We start from the raw sequence: 16014 nt of genomic DNA, 5'->3' as shown, positions 1-16014 counted from the left end.
ATATAATGTAATTTGTTTTCTAACACATAAGTTTACATAGGCTCTCTAATGCCGCATTATTATTAGTTTTAAAGTTTTTTAATGACTGATAATGTTTCAATTATATGTGATTAGCGGCTGGTTTAATCACTGTTGAGTGTTTATTTATTGATTTGACAAAAAATACAGCTATTTTATTGTAAATTCGTATATTTGCATTCTCAAAAAATAAACTATTACCATAAGACAATGCAAAGTAAACTCAAACTTCAACTCGTTCTTCTTTTCTCACTGATTACTCATTTTATTAGCGCACAGGTGGGGATTGGTTTGCCCGAGCCTGATTCTTCTGCTATGCTGCATATCTGGTCAAAAAATAAAGGCGTACTTTTTCCAAGTGTGTCTTTAGCTTCAAATATAGATCAGGTAACCATTCAAAATCCAGCGGAAGGGCTGATTGTCTGGAATAATGGACAAGGAAGTTTAACGGAGACCGGGTTTTATTACTGGAATAAGGGCAAATGGAATATGCTTGCCACCATTCCAGGAACGAACGGAAACGGAGCAGGCGGAGGAAGTGTGGCTCCATTTTCAGCATGGAGTAGCTCGGCAACAAACAGCGGTAATTCAGGTGGAGCCAATACCAATCTTTCTTTAGGAACCAATACTTCAGATGATCTTATTTTTAAAGTAAATTCTACCACAGTAGGACATTTGGGTGTAAATAACTCAATAAGTTTTGGTATGGCATCTCATGCAGCTCAGAATGGTATTGCCCTGGGTAATTCCAGCAGTGCTTACCAGGGAATTGCCATAGGAACAAATACATCTGTTACGGCCAATGAATCGGTAGCCTTGGGAGCCAATACTAAAATTTCCGGTTATCAGTCAACAGCAGTAGGATTCAATGCCAAAGTAACAATGAATGAAGCTACAGCAATAGGGAATAATGCGGAAGCATCAGGCTTTCAATCGATCGCAGCAGGGTATAATGCCAAAACAACAACAAATGATGCGACGGCTTTAGGGAAAAATTCAACAGCAGCCGGGTTTCAGTCTACTGCAATAGGGTATAATGCAAAAACAAGTTCTAACAGTGAAACGGCTGTAGGATATAATACAATGACCAATAATCAGAATTCTACGGCAATAGGATCGGGAGCGAATGCTTTGGGGCAGTTTTCTTCAGCGATTGGATATGGAGCGGCGACTTCCCAAGCTAATGCAATTGCCATTGGAAATAATAATGCTAATGTTGGAATAGGTACAGGATTCCCTAATACATCTGCTAAATTGGATGTAAATGGTGGATACAAATTGGGTGAAAAGGGGAGTGTACAAAAAAACCAGATCAGTTTTGAAGCCTGGCCATCGGTTTCTGTGAATAATCTGCCTCCCGGAAAATCTGTTACGCTCGAGATTCCTGTTCCTGCGAATATGCAGCCGGGTTCTGTAAGAGCAGCAATTATAGTTTCTCCGGCGGGCGATTTTGCAGGCAATACTTCTTTTTCGGTATCCAATCCAAGAATGACTTCTACTACGAGTGTTACGATTAATCTCACAAATATCTCAGGCGGACCTGAAAGTTTGTATTCCGGACATTTTTATGTGATGATTAATGAGTTTTAAATTGAAAAGTCTTACAAGCAATGCCATGGGTTCTACAATTTTTTTGATTTCAAAATGAAAAAACCGCCTTAAAGCGGTTAATAGTTATAGGTTATGTTAATTTAAAGTTTGATTGGTTTCTTTTATATTTAAGTGTCATATTAATATTTTTTTATTCTGGAATCCAAAGACGAGAAGTATTGTTCATTTGCGGTTAGAATCGTTACTGTAACATAGCTATCACTATTGATATCCAGACAAAAAATTGTATAGTTTAACTCCTTAAGAATAGCATTTACTTTCGGAAAAAATTGATCAGCATATTCGTCATATAAATTGTCATTATCTTGATATCTATTTGAAATATCCCATTTTGATAATAAATTTTCAATCCCTGATTTGGCAACACTGTAATTTTCCATTAGCATCAACTTTTCCCACAACTCTCTCGTAACCTGATTGTGTTATATTACGCAACTCTTGTCTAGAGACGGTATTACCTAATCTGTCCTGTATCCATTTATCGGACATCTGCCTAGTCCCGTCTGTCAGTGTTTTCTACTTCATGATGGTGTGATTATTAAAACAAAAAGGTTTCAATTTGAAACCTTTTCTACTATATTATTCTTTAACTTCCCTGTTGTAAAAAGTATAACGGAGTGTCAGGATAATTGGGATTTTCTCCCGTCCATAACTCTAATCCTTCAAAAAAATGATGGTCATCATCTTTCAATTTTTCATGGACCTGATTATGAATTTTAAACAATAGTTCAGCAGTTGTGAAAAATTGTCCGTTATCTGCATTCAATAGAAAATCTGGTTCAATAATGTCTTCAATATTTTCATCCCAATATTCATATTGTATAGCAACTTTATTGATTTTCAGAATAGGCTTATCCAGGTTTTCTGAAAATTTTTCATCCGTTATCTTTTCATTATAATCTTTCAAGGCGATCCTGAAATTTTCAATATCTGAAAATTTTTGTTCAGTAAAATTCCATAATATACTTTGTAAAATTTGGTTTTGAAATTCCATAAAGTTAACTGTAAAATCTTTTTAGGTCGAAACCGTGTTTTAATGCTAATTCATTGTATGACAAATTTGGATTTTCTCCAATAGCTTGATAAATTTCTTGTCTTGCCTCAGGACTTTCTCTCAAGTCTGAATCTTTGAAATATTTATCCATAACATCATCTTCATCTTCTATTAAATCTTTCCTGTCAGCAAAATCCAGTGTGGCAACAACTTCCCAATATCCACTGCCAAACGAGGGATAAACTCCACATTGATCTCTAAATGCCTCATCGAAAGAAGTTGCAATAGTAACTTCTCCTACACAGAAATAAATTTTCCCGTTTACGAATCTTAAAACTTCAGGAAATGTTAAATATTCTGTCGAAACAGGAAGATTCAAATCAGTAAGCTCCCATTCATCTTCATCAGAAAAAGTATCCATCGGAATAAAGCTGCTTTTAACTGCTACATTTTTCAAAAGGGTTTCATCAAATTCTTTAGTAACTTTTCCAAAGGTTTCTATCAAGACACATTTTTGATATACATCAAAGTAGTTCTGATTATTTTCGTTCTTACTCTTTTCCAGATATTCATCAACATTAAATAAGACTCTTCCAAAAATTTTTTCGTCAGTAGAAACATTTACCGAAAAGATAGTTCCGGGTTTAATATTCATATTTATAGATTTTTATGATTTAACAAGGATTATGTAAATTTTTATATTTATCAAATTTAGGTTTAGTAATTTCATTTCTTCCATTTTGAAGATTAGCTTTGCCTCCGTTTTTGTCAATATAATGCTGTTCCCAAACAGACGCTTCATAAGGGTCCCAATTTCCGCTTGCAACCTCACGGATTTTGTATTTCTTCCCCCAGTCTTTTTTATGGTTACCTTTCTTTTTACCTTCTGCTACATGTTCTTTAAAACGGTCTGCCACATTCGTTTTATCTGTTTGTCCCACATATACTGTTTTTCCTGTTTTGGGATCGTAAACTTCATAGATTTTGGTAGGCTTTTTAACAGTACTTTCAAATTTAGAAGGTTTATTATCATTATGAACAAGTATGCCTTGGTTTCCAACAAAATAATTGTGATTATTCTCAACTTCTATATTAAAAGTAGATAATTCCACATCTTTTTGATAATCAATTTTTTTAACTAAGATATTGTTTAATGACAAGGATTTTAAAATCATATCTGTTTTTAATTCCTTTGCCGTAATCCACTTACTTTCATCTTCAATCCAGAAAAGATGTTTAAATGTTGCGCTGATTATTTCTTTATCTGTAGTAATCTTAATAAATTTATCAGTCCAGTTGTTGTAGATACGGGTTACTTTATTTTTAGTTGTTACATTATTTATTTTATCATAACAAAATACAATATCACCAATCTGAATATTTTCAATAGGAATCAAACCGTCAATTGTATGAACAAAAGTTCCTGCCAAGAAACAAGGGGCAGTAGTGCCTAAATCATCATATCCTAATTTCGCCCATCGTTCAGCTGCCTCTTTTGCTGCTTGTTCAGCTGCTAATTCACCTGCGTCTTTTGTGATAACCTTAGCAATATCCCCACCTTCTTTTTTGGCAAGCTGTTCCATGGTTTCTGCAATTCCTTTTTTAGCTCCTGCTTCTGCCACATCATCTGCACCTTTTTTCACACCTTGTTCTACAGTTTCTTTAACTGTTTTTTCCACCACTGCTTCAGCACCTTCTTTTAAAGCTGTCTTTCCAGCAGTTACGGCCAATGATGTTCCTCCACTATATACGGCAGCTACAGCATCCGGGATAAATTCACCCGCAGTATTTCCTATCTTTCTTGGGTTTTCAGCTACCCAGCTTGCAGCATCTTTGGTGCCTTCCCAGGCTGCGCTTCCTGCATCTGCCCAGTTTTGTCCGTCACTGGCCCAGTTCCAGGCTCCTTCAGCGGCATTGCTCCAGTTATCTCCTTTGCTGGCCCAGTCCCAGGCATTTCCAACACCTTCGGTAGCTGCATTCCATCCATCACTTACCATTCCGCCCAATGCTTCAGCAGTACCCACGGGATCCTGGCCAACCTGATAAAGTGTTTCACCTAAGCCAACTACACCATTTACGGCTCCTTCTACCAGTCCTGTACCCAGATCACTGAACCAGTCTCCGACACCTGTTACAGGTTTCATCCAGTCAGGAAGCATCTGGTCCCGCATTTCCCGACCTTTTTTGTTTTGCTCGGCGATCCAGTCAAAGCCTTCCTTGATATAGTCGGAAGGCATTTTTCCTTCTCCGACGCCATATGATACGGCAGCTGCTCTATCAAAGAAGATGTTAATCTTTCCACCAAATATACAATTACAGAAAGAATCTTCCAATAGCATCCGGCTGCCATTGATCTTTACACCGTCCTTCGGCGCTTGCCATCCGGTAAGAATGGTGGGTAAACAAGAAGCTCCTGTTGCCCATTTCAAAGGGTTGGTACAAAACCCCATGGGCTTAATATTAAAAAAAGGAAGGAAATCCAGTTCAGAAGCCATGGGAACACTGTATATCGTCGTGTTCTTATTGTTGCTTACCCGCAGGGTAGAGGGGCTTGTTCCTTTGTCGCAAGCTAAAAAGGCACCTTCAGGTACGTATTTTTTTGCCATAATGCGATGATTTAGATGTTAATTTTATCTGAGCTCAGGGTTACATTTTTCAATCTTCTGAAACTATTTTCCAGCTTATTAAGGTTTTCCCGGGTTTCCAGAAAAAACTTACCTGGAACTTTCAACAGCTCCGAAACCTTACAATTTTTGATAGAGCAGGTATATTCTCCATCTGCATATACATGCCACTCTCTGGTAACCGGAGGCTCTAAGATCTTCTCATCATCGAAGAGAAGATAGTATCGGTCATTCTGAAATACAATATCAAGCAGGGGAACGGTCATGGGCTGCAGCTTTTAAGATGTTTTTCTCTTCACGGTATAATGTGCCGGGAATCTGTGCCAGGCTCATACACATGCTCTGTTCAGACCATGGCCATTCTTCAAGGAGATAACGTTCTATATAATTAAGTTGTAAGAGAGTAGGCACACGGGGTCGGTTCTTTAAAATGCGGATCATGGCTGTTACTTTATCCTGCTCAAAATTATCCTCATCTATGCTTCCTTTTACATCAATTTGGTATCTGCCGTCTTCTAATTCTGAAATTCTTTCTTCTGTAGTAATGGGAACAGATTTAGCGGCAATAAAGTTGGGAAGCTCGCGGTATCCGTTGATAATCTCATTTTTTTTGAACTCCTTGAAATGGATGCCGGGAAAAAGCAATTGATAAGGCATCGAAAAACGTAGGGCTTCTGCCAGACGTCCACCGTCCTCCAAAAGTTCTTCTACGCCCTTTATGAAAATTTCCCGGTATTTTTCACTTCTGTGCTTCAGTACAATTTTTGGCTTTATTTCTCTCCATTTATTCTGAATATCGGTTAAGTTGATAATTTTTCCAAGCTGACCGTTTTCATTCAAGGTACATACTATTTTTTCTCTCAACTCATGCAGATCTCCAACCCATTTGTACATGCCGTCCTTATTGGATTGCTTATAGAATGGCATTTCAACTGTAAAAACGGGCTTATCGTTTTCAATAGAAGTTAATGTAACCTTAAGTTCGGCTTCAATATAGTTTTCATTTCTGAGGCCCTGGAACTGATACCTTTCTTCTCTGAGAAAAGTATATTTCCGGAATTCGCCCTTGTTTTCTATATTAACCTGCATGATTATCCTTTATTGATTTCCACATCAGCTCCTTTGATATTGGTAGGTCCTGAAGATGAGGTATTAATTTTGGCTGCATTGACATTGATATCACTATCAATCTTGATTCCGGGGTTGGCAGCAGCTTTTCCAAGCTCCGTTGTTGTTTTTCCTACAACCTTTACATTGAGACCTTCTATGGTGATTTCTCCTCCTGTAGTCATTGTTATTGAGCTGCTTCCTGTTTTAATGGTAATGGTCGTGTCACATTCCAGGGTGATATTTCCGCCATTATCCATTTTAAGCATAGAATTGGCTCCGCCGCCTTCTTTTCCTCCTACATTAATAGAACTTACACTTCCAACATTTACTGTATTATTATTCCCAACAGTCACCGTTTTATCATTATTAGTATTTGTCGTTGCATTCCCCGCACCGTCAAACTTCATATTGGCTCCTCCTTGGTCGGTTAGGAATACTGATCCTGCACCGTCATCCAGTTCCAGTTTATTACCGCTTCGGCTGCTCAGGCTTTTAACGTTATTGTTTTGTCCGCCGCCGCCGCCAACACCTCCATGAAACATACCTCCCATTACAAAGGGACGGTCCGGATGCTGGTGTACAAAATTGACAACCACCTGATCTCCAACTTCAGGAATAGCCATAAAGCCGCGGTTTTTACTTACTTTATCGCTTCCGCCTGCATCAGGAGTCATAACGCGGATAAATTCAGTGGTATCCTGACCGTTTTGCCAGTCGAATTGGACCTGTATACGACCCTGGTTAAGAGGGTCGGTATTTGAAATAACTTTAGCGAACTGAGGATCTGCTTTAGGCATCTCAAATTCGGGACGTGGCATAAAGCCGGTATCTGCTGCTATTGCTTCAAAATTTCCGGTATAATGGCCTCTTGCATCTACCTCATGACTGATCTCTGTGATCATCAGCTTGGTAAAATAGGCGGTCTGATTGGTTTCAGCTTTCCGCATTTCTACATCTGCAGTACATCCCGGATATAAAAACGGGACGGAAGTGCTCCCGGAAGTGATGAATACATCAACAGCTTTACTTCCTGCGGTACCTTTCTGTGAAGCATCAATATCCATAAATGTAGATGCTTTGATTGGAGCTACTCTTAATGACGGGGTTGTAAAAGTTGCTTTCGATATTTCGTAAGCGCGTTTCGCAATGTCTGACTGATGGTTTATCTTTGAACTTCCCGTTGTAAGTTTTTCATTTTTGCTGCTGTTATAGCCGTAAAAAACAGGGTTTACATGCTGGGCTCTCATTTTGATTTTAATATCATGTACGCTGCTTCCATAAACCAGTTGTACCGGTTTTTCCGGTGGAGGCAGTTTTCCAAAATGAAGAACCTCGCCATCAAAATAAAACTGTTCCCCATAAGCTTCGGCCATTCTTGCGAGATAGTTGTAATGGGTTTCGTCATATTGTGAGCTGTAGGAAACATTTCCATGCTGAGAATCTACCCTGAAATCAAATTTATTGGAACCAAGTCCTTCTTTAATAACCCAGTCTGCGATGCTGTTCAGGCTGATTTCTTTTGTACCGCCAAAACTCTGAATATGTGGTGCTGCATCAAGAAGTACAGTTGGACTGTTTCCGGTAAGTACAATATTTCCCAGACTGCCTTTCTCCTGGCTGAATCCTACTTCCGTGATCACTCCTACAAAATTCCGTTCAGGACTTTCTTCTACGTCTTTATATTTAAATACTACCGTAATCCTCTTGCCCAGAAAGTTCTGTGCCTGTTCCAGATTATGATTTTCTGCGCCTCCCAAAGCATCATGGGCGAGCATAAGATTGAACTCGTGATGCTTAACAGCACTTTGAGTAAGTTTAAAATGTTTGAAATGCTTGATTATTTTACCTTCGACAATGATTTCCAGTTTAACGACACGATTGATTCCCAAAAGCTCACTTTTCGGAATGGATCCGGCATTGTATATTTTGGAAGTAGGTTGCTCGTTCCAGATTTTATTTTCAGAAACCAGAGCTGTATTAGGCTGTGCAGCTTTGTTCATGAAATTATTGGTATAGGAGACTGTCTGTCCAGCCGTCTGTACTGTTTTTTTTATTTTTTCAGCTTTTTTTTCAGTTTCCTTACCTAGGCCTGGATCTGCGGATTTTATACTGTCCAGATCTTTTTTAGATTTTGAAATCTGGTTTTTTGATGATTTGCTGTCCTGGAACATAACATATTTTTTCTGGTTAGTGTATGTAACAGCAGTCTGGCATAGCGGACTGCATTATAGCTGTTCTTATTACTCACTGCAGATCAAAATACTGTCTGGTTTATGTCAACAGAATAGTATCTTTTGTGAGGAGTTATCGTTCTGTTTTCACCTGATGTGGGAAATAGACCCTGTATATTTTTAAGTTTTAAAATGTAGTTAATACTTAGTTTTAATGAATTTAATATTCTGAATTACAGTTTTGTAATTCAATTTATTAAAATCACATCCACGTGAAACAAATATAAGAAGCAAAGAGATAAATGAGAAAAAAAAGAAAGGCTATTTTTCTTTTTGTCGTAGTTTTACTACTAACAGTTGTTAGGTCCAGAATGAGACAAAAACCGATGTATTTTATACGTTAGTTTGTATGGAGGTAAATATTGGTTATAGATAGTGGTAAAGCTTTATTTTTAGTTGATCTGACGGGATTTTAATTTTATTCCGCACATCTTTATATTTTTTTCAAATTCCAAAATATATGTATGAAAAAACAATGGTATAAATGTGAAAAAATTAACATTTCCTCTTAATAATTCCATAAATACTGTCTTCGATTTTTAAGAATATGACGGATGAAAAATTGCGGACAATATAAATTAATTTAATTTTGCTGATGTTATGCTTATAGAAGGGAGAGAGAAGATTTAGAGCATTAATGCATACACTTGAAAATTTATGAAGAAAATAGGAATTATAGGTTGCGGCTGGCTGGGTTCAAGGATTGCCGATTCAATGTCCGGGCAGTATAAAATATATACTACCACAACTACAAAAAACAAAGCTGATGAATTGGCTTCTAAAGGATTTAATACACATGTCGCCAGCTTCCCGGATTTTCAGCTGGAAGAAAAGATTTCCAAGTGGACCGAGATTAAAGACATAGATATCCTCATTATTACCATTCCGCTTTCCGGCAAAAGCTGCTGTGCAGGTTCGTTATACAACAGGATTCAGCATTTATTTTCATTTATAGGAGATTTTAAAGGCCAGATGTTCGTGATGAGTTCTACCGGTGTATATCCGGATATTCCGGGAGAATATGCAGAAGAAGACCTTTCTACGGATAATGTTCCCGGTGAGAGAATGATTAAAAACAGATATCCACAGGTTAATATTTTAAGATTATCCGGACTCATGGGAGATAACAGGCTTCTTAAAAACTATACGGTTTCAAATGCCGAAGCTCCTGTAAATCACATTCATTATGAAGATATCTGTAATGTGACTGAAAAAATGATCGAAATAGGATCAGAAGGGAAACTGTACAATGTGTCTGCGCCAGAACATCCGTCAAAAGCCCAGGTGATCAATGCTCAGAAAAATCTGCCATCTGCTGAAGAAATAATAGGTGAGGGGAAAATAATCCTGTCTTCAAAGCTAATTTCAGAACTGGATTTTATATTTAGATATCCGGATCCGAGGTATTTCCATTAAATACTTCTTTACTCTAATAAAACTTAGATGAAATAAAAAATCTGCTTGATCTGTTCAATCTGCGAGAGAAAAACCGCTCGCATATTGAGCAAATAAAGCAGATCTTGCTATAATTTACGCTAAACCTTATAGATTTTTAAAACCTATAAGGTTTGATTTTAAAGATAAAAATGTGAGTTATTTTACTTGATAATTCTTTCCAGTACCCAATCAATAAGGTTCTTTTCAGAAGCATGGTGGTCTGCAGAGAATTCCCCACGTCTTCTGTTGGCAATAACATTATTCACTGTAATTGCTTTGTGACCTAGTAATTTTGAAAGAGCATAGATTGCTGAGGTTTCCATTTCAAAGTTCGTTACTCCAAGATCATTTAATGTTTCCAGGAATTTATCATCAACTGCCTTTAAACGCAGCTGTCTTCCCTGAGGAGCGTAGAATCCTGGGAAAGTAGCTGTATTTCCATGGTATTTCGCATCTTTATAATAATCTCCCATTTCTTCTGCCCAGTCTGAGAAATAAAGCATAGGTTTGATCTTCTCATACGGGAATTTTTCCATGAATTTTTTGGAGAACTCATTCTCGAAGCTATAGTCCTGGTAAAAATGCATCAGTCCGTCCAATCCTACAACATTCTGGGTAACCAGCATATTATCAACCTGTACGTCCGGATTTACACTTCCACAGGTGCCCATACGGAAAAGTTCAAGGGCTTTATGATCAGTTTTAAACTCCTTGTTCCTAAGATCAATATTCACCAGGGCATCAAGCTCGTTCATCACGATATCAATATTCTCTGTTCCAATACCTGTAGACATTACGGTAATTCTTTCACCGCGAAGCGTTCCGGTATGGGTGTAGAACTCCCTTTTATTTTTTTTGATCTCTACTTTGTCAAAATATTTTGAAACTTTTGCCACTCTGTCCGGATCTCCCACAAGGATGATCTTATCAGCAATATCTTCAGGTAAAAGATTTAAGTGGTATACACTTCCGTCATCATTCAGTACCAGCTCTGAGGCAGCAAGTTTATTTAGCATAATTTATATTTTATTTTTTAATTAATGAAAATAGCTTCTTTGTAAGGTGATCCGGCAAGATCATAGATCGTATCATATTCTTCTACGATTCTTTTCTGTCCCTGGAAAATCTCATAAACCGTAATAATGGTTTTTTCAAAGTTTTTCGGATCCTTTCTTTGTGTGGTAATTTCGTAGAGCTTATCTCCCTTTTTTAGAACAGAGACCATTTCTTCCTTTGTTGAGTTGTTAGAGTCCATCATTCCCGGGAAATCCATAACAATATCCTTGAGATCAGTATAGTTCTTGTAAGGTTTGGTTATTCCGTTTGAATACACATAAACATTTGGAACCTGTTTACCTTCTTCCAGGCGCACCAGGTAATAATCGTTGCCTTTTTTCTCTGCATAAACGGCCATTTCTTTCTTTTTCTGTGAAAATGCACAAATCGAAAGAAAACTAACCGCAAAAGCGAATAATGCTTTTGTTTTCATAATAGTATTTTGTTTTTTTTACTTGATAAAAAATGATGTTGTAAATCCTCTCCCAATATCTTTCGTCATCTTTTTGAACAGGGCCTGTAGAAATCAGCCGTTCTTAAGTATAATGAATTTGATTTCGGGGTTTAAAATTAATAAAAATATTTCACCTAAAATATAAACATTTTTTAATCTCCAATTAATCTTAAGATAACATCGGAAAGTTACTTTTGCCACTAAAAATTCATGAGATTATATCCGCTGTTAGCTGTGATTGTTTTGATAGGTTTGGCTGTCATGTCCTTTAACCCGGTTGATAAAGGGGAAAAAAGCGAGAATACCTTTGTCAATAAAGGCCTATCAGATTTTAAAAGCAGACTTGACCGGCTGAAATCGGATGTCTATAAATTCTCAGAGAACAAGATCTCTATTGAAGAGCTTAGAAATTCTTTAAGGGAAACAAGAAATTCATTTAAAGAAATCGAATTTTATATTGCCTATCACTATCCGGAGTTTACAAAAACACATCTTAATGCCGCTCCGCTGTTTCATATTGAAGCTGCAGGAACTTCTGCCTTTACGCTGCCACCGGAAGGTCTCCAAGTTCTGGATGAACTGATATTTTCCGAAGAAGCCGGGGACGAGAAAGAAAAGATCAAAACCATTACGGATTTTCTCTACAATTCCTATTCAAGCTTTTATCTGAGTACTATAAAGAACGGTTTAAGCCGCGGAAACAACAAAACGCTGCCATTAAGGATAGAGCTGATAAGAATTTATACCCTTGGAGTTACAGGCTTCGATACACCGGGTTCTCTGAATATTTCTGAAGAAGCCAGCCATGCCTTGGTTGGAATAAAAGAATACATCAACGATGATGTGTATTTTAAAAACTATAATGTTCAGAAAGCCAATCAGATTCTTACTGAAGGAATCGGTTATCTTTCGGTAAACAAGGATTTTGAAACATTTGACAGAATTGAATTTTATAAAAAGTATATTCAGCCTCTGTATGAAGAATTTGGAAAATGGGACGGAAGAGCGGATGATCTTAAAGAATTTTCAGGCTGGAACGTAAAGAGTAAAAATCTTTTTAGCAGCGATTTTCTGGATCCGTATTTTTATACATTGCTGCAACCTTCTGAAGATAATAAAGAACTTCGCAGCTTGGGGAAATCTATTTTCTACGATCAGAATTTGAGTCAAAACGGTAAAATGAGTTGTGCGGCCTGCCATCTTCAGGAAAATGCTTTTACGGATCTTAAAGTGAAATCCCAGAGCAATGTAGAAGGAAAAACCGTTCTGAGAAATTCTCCATCCCTGTACAACGCTGTTTTTGCGAAAAGGTTTTTCTATGATCTGCGGGCATTTTACCTTGAACAACAGGCGGAACATGTAATTTACAATGATAATGAGTTTAATACCAGCTATGAGGACATCATCAAAAAACTGAAAACAAAACGTGAGTACAAAAAAGCTTTTCGTGCTGCTTTTAAGGATGGTAAAATAAGTAAAGAAAATTTTTCCAAAGCTTTAAGCTCATATGTTGCATCCCTGTATTCTTTTGATAGTGATTTTGACCGTTTTATGAGGAACGAAAAAGATGTTTCCGAAGATGTAAAAAAAGGATACAATCTGTTTATGGGAAAAGCCAATTGCGCAACCTGTCACTTTGCACCCCATTTTTCAGGCCTTGTACCACCGTTTTTCAATGAAAATGAATCTGAAGTTTTAGGCGTTACCATTAAACCTGTTAATCAGCTTCCGGTTCAGTTGGATCAGGATCTTGGAAGAGGAAACAGTCCTGTGAAAAAAGAAAAATCATGGATCTATGATTACTCTTTCAAAACGGTTACTGTAAGAAATATTGCTCTTACCAAACCCTACTTCCATAATGGCGCTTTCAATACCCTTGAAGAAGTTATGGATTTTTATAATGAAGGCGGAGGAGAAGGCCTTGGTTTAAAGATGAAAAACCAAACACTGCCACCGGATAAACTGGAACTTACCCAAACGGAGATCAAACAGGTTATTGCTTTTCTGAATTCCCTGACCGATATTAGTAAGGCGAAGTAAGAGTTTGAGAATCCCGGACAGTAGTAGGAAACCAACTAGTCTCTAATAAAGCTGTATAATAATACTTTGCCAAACTCTCAAACCCTGACACTTTCCAACATTTCTTTAATTTAACAATTATTTAATTCCCTTAACATTGGGTTATAAATTAATTAATATTCTCCACTCCATATTTAAACTCCTATTAACAGAGGTGCCGTGCCAAAAAAATAGCTTTGCAGAGTCTAATAAATCAATTAAAAAAATGAAGAGAAAATTACTTACAATTGCAGCGCTGGCAATGGTCGCTGGCTTTAGTGTACAGGCACAAACTTTTTTATTCAATAAAAACTCTTCCTGGAGCTATAAAGATAATAACCAGGCCCTGGCAGATTCATGGAAAGACCAGACATTTAATATCTCAACGTGGGCAGCAGGAAACGGACCTCTTGGTTATGGAGACCCTGTAACGACTACCATCAGCTCAGGTCTTACAGCTGCTTATTTTGCCAAAGATTTTACAGCAGACCTGTCAACCCTTTCAGACAATATGGAATTAGGAGTAATGAGAGACGATGGAATTGTGGTTTACCTTAACGGAGAGGAAGTAGTGAGAGACAATATGCCGGCAGGTACTATTAGTTTCAATACGCCTTCAAGCACCACGATAGATGGTTCAGCGGAGAATGTTTATAATATTTTTTCTATTCCGAAATCTAAATTTGTAAACGGAACAAACAGGATTTCTATTGAACTTCACAACAGAACCGGAACCAGCTCAGATCTTCGAATTGATGCTTATTTAAAAACAACAGCTACTGTTACACCTCCTCCGGCATGTACAGGAACTCATATCAGCTGTTTTACTTCCATTGTTCCTACTGCTCAGACCAGTAAACTGATCATCCCTGCTGAACATAAATACCAGCTTATCTTAAAAGAAGGTGACAGCTATACTGAAGGTGGTGGAATGGTAGGAGGCTTAAATGACTTTACTGCTTACGTAGCCAAAACAGGAAGCAGCACAAACGGATACCTTTCCGTAAACCATGAAACAAACCCGGGGGGTGTTACCATAGCTGAGGTTAACTACAATGCTTCTACCAAGCTTTGGCAGCTGACAAGATCAAGAGCGGTAAACTTCTCAGATCCAAGTTTAGTTCAAACAATCAGAAACTGTTCTGGTGGTATTACTCCTTGGGGAACCGTTGTTACAGCAGAAGAATCTGTTACTTCCAATGATGTGAACAATGATGGCTATAAAGATTACGGATGGTTAGTGGAAATTGATCCGGTCACAGCACAGGTCGTTTCCAAAAATGCGGATGGTTCCAAAGGAAAACTTTGGCAGATGGGAATTATGAATCACGAAAATGTAGTGGTTAATAATGCAGGAACTACAGCTTATTATGGAGAAGATGGAGGAACTCACATGGTTTATAAATATATCATGGATACACCGAACGATCTTTCTTCAGGAAACCTTTATGTGTTAAAGCTTGATCAGGGACTAACTACTTCCGGAGAGCCTGTGGGAACTACAGCTACATGGGTTCAGGTTCCTAATAAAGTGAAAGCAGATCAGAATAATACAACAGCTCTTGCTCAGTCATTAGGAGGAACAAGATTTAATGGAGTGGAAGATGTAGAGATCAGTCCTTTGGATGGAAAAATCTATTTTGCAGCAAAAGGATTAGACAAAGTATACCGTTTTCAGGATAACGGAACTACTGCTTCCCAGGTAGAGACTTTTGTAGGAGGTTCCTCTACATCTTATTCATTCAATACAGCACAAGGGATGAGAACTGAAGTGTGGGGTGACGGAAATGATAACCTTACCTTTGATGAACTTGGAAACCTTTGGGTGCTTCAGGATGGAGGGAAAAACTACATCTGGGTAATTGCTCCGGATCATACACCGGCTAATCCTAAAGTGAGGCTTTTCGCTTCTATGCCGGCGGGGTCAGAACCTACAGGACTGACGTTTACACCTGATCATAAATTTGGTTTCTTTTCAATTCAGCATCCAAGTTCTACGATTTCTACAGATATAGATGCAACAGGAAATACAATTGATTACAGAGGAAAATCAGCTACCATCGTTATTGCCTTAAAACAAAACTTAGGAACAGAAGGTGCGTTAAGTACTGTTGAAACCCACAATACGGAAAATACAGTTGATGTAGCACCGAATCCTACTTCAGGAATCGTTAAGATCAATTCACCAAAAGGATTGAAAGATATTTCAGTAACTGCATACAACATGGATGGAAAAATCGTTTATATGAAGAAATTCAGTGGACTCAACAGATCGTTGGATCTTGATTTTAGCCATCAGCTGGAAACATCACGTATCCTGGTTCTGAATATTGAAGCAGAAGGCGGTTTTCAGAAGACTGTGAAATTATTAAAAAAATAAATTATTAATACCCAGTTTCGGCGGCGGCTTTGCCGCCGCCG

13 protein-coding genes are annotated in these 16014 nt (G+C 37.7%); 4 read left to right on the top strand and 9 right to left on the bottom strand.

The window, feature by feature from the left end:
- Positions 1-228: 228 nt before the first annotated feature.
- Positions 229-1608, top strand: a complete 1380-nt coding sequence (locus DRF60_RS09445) for a hypothetical protein (RefSeq protein WP_116011846.1) — start codon at positions 229-231, stop codon at positions 1606-1608.
- Positions 1609-1748: 140 nt separating this feature from the next.
- Here the strand turns inward: DRF60_RS09445 and DRF60_RS09440 are convergent, their stop codons facing one another.
- From DRF60_RS09440 to DRF60_RS09410, 7 genes are all read right to left on the bottom strand, one after another.
- Positions 1749-2009, bottom strand: a complete 261-nt coding sequence (locus DRF60_RS09440) for a DUF6630 family protein (protein ID WP_116011845.1) — start codon at positions 2007-2009, stop codon at positions 1749-1751.
- 206 nt (positions 2010-2215) lie between these two features.
- A complete protein-coding gene (locus DRF60_RS09435) occupies positions 2216-2623 on the bottom strand; it encodes a hypothetical protein (protein WP_116011844.1) in 408 nt (135 codons plus the stop codon).
- Positions 2624-2627: 4 nt separating this feature from the next.
- Positions 2628-3278 carry a hypothetical protein gene (locus DRF60_RS09430; RefSeq protein ID WP_116011843.1) on the bottom strand — a complete coding sequence of 217 codons (651 nt, stop codon included), beginning with the start codon at positions 3276-3278 and terminating at the stop codon, positions 2628-2630.
- A gap of 19 nt (positions 3279-3297) precedes the next feature.
- Positions 3298-5229: a PAAR-like protein gene (locus tag DRF60_RS09425; RefSeq protein ID WP_116011842.1), complete on the bottom strand. Its 1932-nt coding sequence runs from the start codon at positions 5227-5229 to the stop codon at positions 3298-3300.
- Between the two features lie 11 nt (positions 5230-5240).
- Positions 5241-5513 carry a hypothetical protein gene (locus DRF60_RS09420; protein WP_116011841.1) on the bottom strand — a complete coding sequence of 91 codons (273 nt, stop codon included), beginning with the start codon at positions 5511-5513 and terminating at the stop codon, positions 5241-5243.
- The gene (locus DRF60_RS09415; RefSeq protein WP_116011840.1) at positions 5494-6336 is read right to left on the bottom strand and encodes a hypothetical protein; all 843 of its coding nucleotides are present in this window, start codon (positions 6334-6336) and stop codon (positions 5494-5496) included. The genes DRF60_RS09420 and DRF60_RS09415 overlap by 20 nt, the downstream gene beginning before the upstream one ends.
- Positions 6337-6338: 2 nt before the next feature.
- The gene (locus tag DRF60_RS09410; protein ID WP_116011839.1) at positions 6339-8528 is read right to left on the bottom strand and encodes a type VI secretion system Vgr family protein; all 2190 of its coding nucleotides are present in this window, start codon (positions 8526-8528) and stop codon (positions 6339-6341) included.
- Between the two features lie 717 nt (positions 8529-9245).
- Between DRF60_RS09410 and DRF60_RS09405 the strand changes: the two genes are divergently transcribed.
- Positions 9246-10004 (top strand): Rossmann-fold NAD(P)-binding domain-containing protein, encoded by a 759-nt coding sequence (locus DRF60_RS09405; RefSeq protein WP_116011838.1) that lies wholly within the window; start codon positions 9246-9248, stop codon positions 10002-10004.
- A gap of 182 nt (positions 10005-10186) precedes the next feature.
- Here DRF60_RS09405 and DRF60_RS09400 read toward each other — a convergent pair whose 3' ends face one another.
- Both DRF60_RS09400 and DRF60_RS09395 read right to left on the bottom strand, forming a co-directional pair.
- On the bottom strand, positions 10187-11041 hold the full coding sequence (locus tag DRF60_RS09400) for a nucleoside phosphorylase (protein WP_116011837.1): 855 nt from the start codon (positions 11039-11041) through the stop codon (positions 10187-10189).
- Positions 11042-11058: 17 nt separating this feature from the next.
- Positions 11059-11514 carry a hypothetical protein gene (locus DRF60_RS09395; RefSeq protein ID WP_116011836.1) on the bottom strand — a complete coding sequence of 152 codons (456 nt, stop codon included), beginning with the start codon at positions 11512-11514 and terminating at the stop codon, positions 11059-11061.
- 231 nt (positions 11515-11745) lie between these two features.
- On the opposite strand from DRF60_RS09395, the gene DRF60_RS09390 reads away from it, so the two are divergent.
- Both DRF60_RS09390 and DRF60_RS09385 read left to right on the top strand, forming a co-directional pair.
- Positions 11746-13575 (top strand): cytochrome-c peroxidase, encoded by a 1830-nt coding sequence (locus DRF60_RS09390; RefSeq protein WP_116011835.1) that lies wholly within the window; start codon positions 11746-11748, stop codon positions 13573-13575.
- Between the two features lie 244 nt (positions 13576-13819).
- Positions 13820-15973: an alkaline phosphatase PhoX gene (locus DRF60_RS09385; RefSeq protein WP_116011834.1), complete on the top strand. Its 2154-nt coding sequence runs from the start codon at positions 13820-13822 to the stop codon at positions 15971-15973.
- The last annotated feature ends 41 nt before the right edge of the window (positions 15974-16014 follow it).

The organism is Chryseobacterium elymi (assembly GCF_003385495.1).
Taxonomy (GTDB): Bacteria; Bacteroidota; Bacteroidia; order Flavobacteriales; family Weeksellaceae; genus Chryseobacterium; species Chryseobacterium elymi.
The sequence above is the reverse complement of the archived record's forward strand: the minus strand, read 5'-3'. Positions and strand labels throughout refer to the sequence as shown.

What these genes read in the sequence shown, in the direction of transcription:
- DRF60_RS09445 (WP_116011846.1), top strand. Translation starts at nt 229, where the DNA reads ATGCAAAGTAAACTCAAACTTCAACTCGTTCTTCTTTTCTCACTGATT.
- DRF60_RS09440 (WP_116011845.1), bottom strand. Translation starts at nt 2,009, where the DNA reads ATGGAAAATTACAGTGTTGCCAAATCAGGGATTGAAAATTTATTATCA.
- DRF60_RS09435 (WP_116011844.1), bottom strand. Translation starts at nt 2,623, where the DNA reads ATGGAATTTCAAAACCAAATTTTACAAAGTATATTATGGAATTTTACT.
- DRF60_RS09430 (WP_116011843.1), bottom strand. Translation starts at nt 3,278, where the DNA reads ATGAATATTAAACCCGGAACTATCTTTTCGGTAAATGTTTCTACTGAC.
- DRF60_RS09425 (WP_116011842.1), bottom strand. Translation starts at nt 5,229, where the DNA reads ATGGCAAAAAAATACGTACCTGAAGGTGCCTTTTTAGCTTGCGACAAA.
- DRF60_RS09420 (WP_116011841.1), bottom strand. Translation starts at nt 5,513, where the DNA reads ATGACCGTTCCCCTGCTTGATATTGTATTTCAGAATGACCGATACTAT.
- DRF60_RS09415 (WP_116011840.1), bottom strand. Translation starts at nt 6,336, where the DNA reads ATGCAGGTTAATATAGAAAACAAGGGCGAATTCCGGAAATATACTTTT.
- DRF60_RS09410 (WP_116011839.1), bottom strand. Translation starts at nt 8,528, where the DNA reads ATGTTCCAGGACAGCAAATCATCAAAAAACCAGATTTCAAAATCTAAA.
- DRF60_RS09405 (WP_116011838.1), top strand. Translation starts at nt 9,246, where the DNA reads ATGAAGAAAATAGGAATTATAGGTTGCGGCTGGCTGGGTTCAAGGATT.
- DRF60_RS09400 (WP_116011837.1), bottom strand. Translation starts at nt 11,041, where the DNA reads ATGCTAAATAAACTTGCTGCCTCAGAGCTGGTACTGAATGATGACGGA.
- DRF60_RS09395 (WP_116011836.1), bottom strand. Translation starts at nt 11,514, where the DNA reads ATGAAAACAAAAGCATTATTCGCTTTTGCGGTTAGTTTTCTTTCGATT.
- DRF60_RS09390 (WP_116011835.1), top strand. Translation starts at nt 11,746, where the DNA reads ATGAGATTATATCCGCTGTTAGCTGTGATTGTTTTGATAGGTTTGGCT.
- DRF60_RS09385 (WP_116011834.1), top strand. Translation starts at nt 13,820, where the DNA reads ATGAAGAGAAAATTACTTACAATTGCAGCGCTGGCAATGGTCGCTGGC.